At 62.1% G+C, this 5469-nt stretch carries 5 protein-coding genes; 1 reads left to right on the top strand and 4 read right to left on the bottom strand.

Annotated elements, in window-relative coordinates; genetic code table 11:
- On the top strand, positions 1–769 hold a 769-nt coding region (locus tag R2834_24740; GenBank protein ID MEZ4703562.1), incomplete at its 5' end, for a hypothetical protein.
- A 2-nt stretch (positions 770–771) separates the two neighbouring features.
- Here the strand turns inward: R2834_24740 and R2834_24735 are convergent.
- The 4 genes from R2834_24735 to R2834_24720 form a co-directional block, all read right to left on the bottom strand.
- The gene (locus tag R2834_24735; GenBank protein ID MEZ4703561.1) at positions 772–1446 is read right to left on the bottom strand and encodes a hypothetical protein; all 675 of its coding nucleotides are present in this window, start codon (positions 1444–1446) and stop codon (positions 772–774) included.
- A gap of 34 nt (positions 1447–1480) precedes the next feature.
- A complete protein-coding gene (locus tag R2834_24730) occupies positions 1481–2035 on the bottom strand; it encodes a DUF4287 domain-containing protein (GenBank protein ID MEZ4703560.1) in 555 nt (184 codons plus the stop codon).
- Between the two features lie 258 nt (positions 2036–2293).
- Positions 2294–2581 carry a T9SS type A sorting domain-containing protein gene (locus R2834_24725; protein ID MEZ4703559.1) on the bottom strand — a complete coding sequence of 96 codons (288 nt, stop codon included), beginning with the start codon at positions 2579–2581 and terminating at the stop codon, positions 2294–2296.
- A 1471-nt stretch (positions 2582–4052) separates the two neighbouring features.
- Positions 4053–5321 (bottom strand): hypothetical protein, encoded by a 1269-nt coding sequence (locus R2834_24720; protein MEZ4703558.1) that lies wholly within the window; start codon positions 5319–5321, stop codon positions 4053–4055.
- Positions 5322–5469 lie beyond the last annotated feature (148 nt).

Below are 5469 nucleotides of genomic sequence, written 5' to 3'. Positions count from 1 at the left end.
CTGGCAGCACGCCGCCGGCAGCATGATGCTCGATCAGCTCTTGTTCACCTACACCCTCACCCGCGACGACCGCCTGCTCGCCCCGCTCAAGGCATCGCTGGATCTGGTGGCGCGCTACCGCGACGCGCCGGCGGCTGATGCCCTGCCGGCAGGCTCGCCGCAATGGGCCGCCGCCATCCTGCGCGAAACCAGCGCGTTCTGGAGCGTCGTCGAGACCTGGCGACTCCGCACGGGAGACAAGACGTACGACGACCTCATTCTGAACTACGGCACACCGTACGCGCGCTATCGTCTTTCGGGGGATACGAACCACCTCGCAGCCGGCCTGGAGGATATCCTGGACGTCGTCCGCTTCAACGTCCCGCTGCTGACCGATCAGGTGCTGCACACCGACCGCGTCTACGTCGCCCGCCCCAATACCCCGGGCGAGCGGCACCTGAGCGCGATGCTGACAGGGGACGGGACGCCTGAAGCGATGTCTCCCTACCCGGTCGTCACCTACAGCCAGCTCAGCGCGACGACGGCCGCGCTGGTCACCGACAGCAGTCCGTCCGGGTTCGGCATCGACCTGTACGAGACGAGCCGCGAACGCAAACTGGTGGAGCTGCGGCTCTGGCATCTAGCGCCGGGCTACTATCAATTCAGGTATTACGAGCGCGGCAAGGAAGTCCGGGATCTGGATCTTCACGTCACGCGCCGGGGCATGCGCTACCTCCTCTCGATCCCGGGGCAGACGATGACGCGGGTGGAAATCGAAGCCAAACAGTAATTTTATGCGGGCCGGGATTGCTGCTGCACACCCTCACGATGTCGGTCGATCCAGTACCCCCAGATGACGATGAGCCAGAGGCTCTGCGCACTCCATGCAATCGCGGAGACACTGGGCGGTGGAGGGCCGAACAGATTGGCCAGATAAACGACGACCAGAAATCCGATCAATCCCCAGAAGGCGAAGGTCCCGACCCGGTCCTTCGCCCGTGTCGATCGTGCATAGAGGTATACGCCGGCCAAAAACAACGCGCCTTCGACGGCCAGCGTCGCCGGCAGCCGATCCCACAGGCCGAGCCCGACGCGGAGGTCGCCGCCGATCGTGATCGGCATGTCCGGTCGATGGGTGGCCACGTCGAGAACCCAGTGGCTCGCAACCAGCGCCGCGAGCATCCCGGCCGCCGCACGCCGGTTTTTATGGACGACAAGGTACACGCCGGCGAACACGCCGGCCCAGACCACAGCCATGACAAGGCTATGCGAATACGGATAGCTGATGAAGTCCAGCGGCGTAACCGCGGTGATGCCGGGCGCTATCTCAACCTGTTCCAGGCCCAGCAACAACAGCGTCGGCCAGAGCAGATCCGCGAACTGCACGGCAATAAACAGTGTCCCCAGCGAGACGGCGGGGGCGAATCGCTTCGCTCCGAGTCCGAGGGCGTAGTGACCTATAAACATAGTGGGTAGGGATTGGGGACCGACGTTGCTTCACTCATCCGGCCGATTCGTAGGCGGTCCGGATCCAGTCGATCAGGTCGGCATCGACCTCGCCGGCGTCGGTGAGTTTCACCTTGTAATTGCACATCTGCCCGGCCGGCAACGCCAGCAGCCGATCCGTGGCGTCGAGGCCTTTCATGTTCAGCCCGACCTCCACCCGCGTATTCGTGGCCGGCCCGATCATCACAAACTGCTTCTTGCGCCGGTAACTGACGTACGTCTTCTTGGGCGCCTCCTCGAAATCACCCAGATCGCGCAGCACCTCGAGCAGCCGATCGTGAATGGGCCGTAGCGCGGCTTTGGGACCGGTGTAGAGTCCGTCGAGGACGGCATCGCCGGCGACTCCTTTCGCTACGGCGGCGCTTTGCCCATCGCTCTGGCGCGCGAAATGGACCAGCAGGTTCGCATCGCCATGCCCCATGCCCAGCGTCGTCTTGAGCATCGCGACCAGTTCGCCGTGTTTGGACAGACCGCTCGCGTGGACGATGGCCTTGAGTTCATCGAGCGTTTTTCCGGTTCGCGTTTCCATGTTGGCCAGCTGGGTGGCCACGGCCTTGTTGAATCTGCCATGTGTCGTGCGTTTTCAGTTCAAGGTTTCATGTTCATGGTTCAATGATGTATGCCAGGAACCTTGAACATGGATCGTTTAGAGCCGGTTGAGAACTTGCATTCGCTCTCTTCTCGTCATCCCCCGACCAGATTGGGGGATGACAAACCCGCGGAATGTGGTTAAAGGCACATCGTCCTTGATCGTTAAACATGCAACCTGGAACGGCAACCCATGCATTCTGATGAATGCATGTGTTGTTTAATGCACCAGCAGCATCTTGCCGACGCCCACGTGGGTGCCCGTCCGCAGCACGTACAGGTAGACGCCGCTCGCAAGCCCATCCGCCGTGAAACGATGTATATGCCGGCCGGCTTCCTCGCGCGCCTGGAGCAGGAGCCGTACTTCGCGGCCGAGGATGTCGTATACGACGAGCGTTACATCGGCTGCTTCCGGGAGCACATACTGAATGCTGGTCGACCCGTTGAACGGATTTGGGTAGTTGCCCTCCAGGGTGAACGTCGTCGGTTCGGGCTCCGGCTCCGCCATGATGCCCGGCGTGGCCGGCGTATACGTCTGTGTCATGTAGCGCGCACTGCGCAGGGCAGTTCCGCCGGGCGTCCCATGGATCGCCGTTGGGTCCGCCGGCTGTGCGTCGCCCACGGCTTCCAGATAATAATAATAGTCCACACCGGCAGTCACCAGGGAATCGACGTACGAAACCGCGTCCGCCGGCAGCATCGCCACCCGTTCATACCCGCACGGAATGGCCGGCTCGTCCAGGCAGCCGCTAATGTACAGGTTATCCACCCGGTCCCGCGTGCGGAACAGCTCCCAGTGATCGACGGCGGGCCCGGCTTCTGCCGGCGTCCAATCGAGGGCGATCCTGTCGGCCTCGGTGCGCAGGCTGAACCGCGTCGGCGGACGCGGCGGCTCCACGATCGGATAGGCGGCCATCGCGTTGCTGGCGTTGTACAGGTCCCGGGCGCGGTAGAACGTCTGAAACAGCGAATCCCGGGCCGACATCACCCACTGGTTTTTCGTCTGTATTTCGGTCCCGACGAACACATTGTCGTAATCGAACGGCTGCGTATCGATCGCACCGTCGCCGTCGGCGTCGTAAGCGATGAGGCTGGATTCCCGGTCTCCGCCGGCCCGCTTGAACGCGCGTCCGATCTTCGTTGCCGCGTCGACGCTGAGGCCGGCGGCGCCTTCGGAGACGACGACGTTGACGCAGGCATTCGGCGCCAGCTCGTAGGGGCCAAACCCGGTGGTCGGGGAAAAGCCGCCGGCGAATTGATCCAACAGCGTTGGATCGTCGGGTGGGATCCAAAACGCGCCGGATGGCTGCATCAGGTCGGCGAAATGCGGATAAATCCGCCCTTCGCACGTGACGCACCCCGGATACTTCAGCTGCCCCCGCATGCCCAGGATGGTGTCTTCATAATAATCTTGCTGCGTGGGCTCGCTGGCCACGGGAAGGCTCGTGACCGAGTCGTTGTCCATCCAGGCCAGGATGGACGGTTGCCTGGCGGGGTCATAGGACCGGTCATCCGGCCCATTGTCGGCATGGATGATGGATTGCCCGACCATCGTGGGGCCGGCCAGGCGGCCGACCGTGTCGCCGGCGGCCACGTAGGGACTCCTGTCGCTGAACAGGGCCCCCCCTATATTGGAGTACCCCATTTCGGCCCGAAAAATCAGATTTGAACCCATCCATCCGTACTGGGCGGTAAAATCCACCGGATAGGTCGCATGGCCGTCGCCGACGACGTCGAACATGCTGTACCGCCCCCAGACCTGCGGCGAGGACGTTGCCCAGGCCGCCTGCTCATTGCCTCGCCAGCGGTGGATGCTGAATAACATGACGTCGTGCAGCGTCTGATTCGGCAGTTCGATGTCGGCATCCTCGTCCGTATTGCCGGTGTTGCAGTAGGCGTATTCGACGATGTGGTAGTTGTCGTGGAAGGCGTTCGTGTAGGCATAGGCCTTGCGATCGACCGTGATACCGAGCGCCAGATTATAGGTGGTGTGCACCATCCGGTCGGCCGCGAGGGTCGGGTCCACGTCGTCGAGCACGGCCCGTTTGTCGAACGAGGCGGCGCCGTTCACCTCGACAACCGTGTCCGGATACCGCCCGATGAGTGTATTCCGGAGCGGAAAGCTGACCTCCCTGTCGTTCTTCTCGAAATCCGAACGGGGTCCCATACGCGTGACGAAAAAGGGGTACGCCTGCCCATTCGGATCCGTCCAGTCCTTGACGCCCACCCAGAATCCATCCGCCGTCCTTATGGCCCGAGTGCCTGAGAATCGCCGGATACTGCATGCCATTCTCAGAGACGCCGGTCCAGCCGAGCGCCCCGGTCGCACTGTATACCTGCTGGTAGGCGCCGATATCCAGCCACTTGTACTCGAATTGCGGCACATACGTGACGTACTTTCGGCCGCTCCACAGCGTCAGCTCCGTGGCGACCGTATTCGTGACTTCCAGCACGTAGGGGCCAATGTTGGTGTATGAGGGGTTTTCAATGGTGTACCGGTCGGCATGCGCGCCGGCGATGGGTACGTCGTCCAGATACCACTGGTACCGGTTATGCTCGCCCCCAACCGGTATATGCAGGGTCACGCGGGTGCTATCGTATGCGAACACCGGTAGCGGCGACACGGGAAGCAAACCCTGGGGGGCATAGGTAAACGCGAATGACGTCCCCACATTCGGCTCGAGATCTTCAAACGTAAACGCATTGTTCTCCACACGGACGTCGACGAGCGCAGGCATCCCGCTCAGGTCGGGCAGTTCGAAGAGCCCATTGCCATTGACATACAGCCGCTCGAGATGCGTCAGCCCGACGATCGCGTCCGGCACGCCGCCCCGCAGCTCGTTATTCTGCACATCCAACACACGCAATTCGGTGAGATTGCCCAGGGAAGGCGGAAGACCTGAAGGCCTCTGACGACTCGACAATCCGTTCGACGCCAGCTCGATCCGGGTGACGCGACCGTTCGCAACGGTGATCCCAAACCAGCTGCCCATGGGGCCTCGCAGCCAGTTCGTGCGGTTATGCCAGTTGATGGCATCCGTGGTGTTATACAAATCGACCAGCGCGAGCGAATCGGCTTCCCTATCGGACAAAGCCGCGCCGAACGCTGTCCCTTCATCCGGCAGAAGCGTTTTCCGCGCATGCTCCACCGATGTAAATGGCGACATCACCCCGCCCCAGATCATGGCCGGCACAAGCAGGAAAGCCGGTCTAAGAGGCAACCATGAACGCCTCACATCGCGCTTCATACAGCATCGTTCGGCAGATTGAGAATTGAGCGCACCGCTCATGCAACCACTCTACAGCCCGTCCCCATTTCAAGCGTCTGCAATATAGGGTGGAACCGCTTTCGATCGACGGGTATTTCGTGCCACCCTGTCTGCGCCCTGGACGGCC

It is taken from the genome of Rhodothermales bacterium (assembly GCA_041391505.1).
In the GTDB taxonomy this organism is placed as follows: Bacteria; Bacteroidota; Rhodothermia; order Rhodothermales; family JAHQVL01; genus JAWKNW01.
The sequence above is the reverse complement of the archived record's forward strand: the minus strand, read 5'-3'. Positions and strand labels throughout refer to the sequence as shown.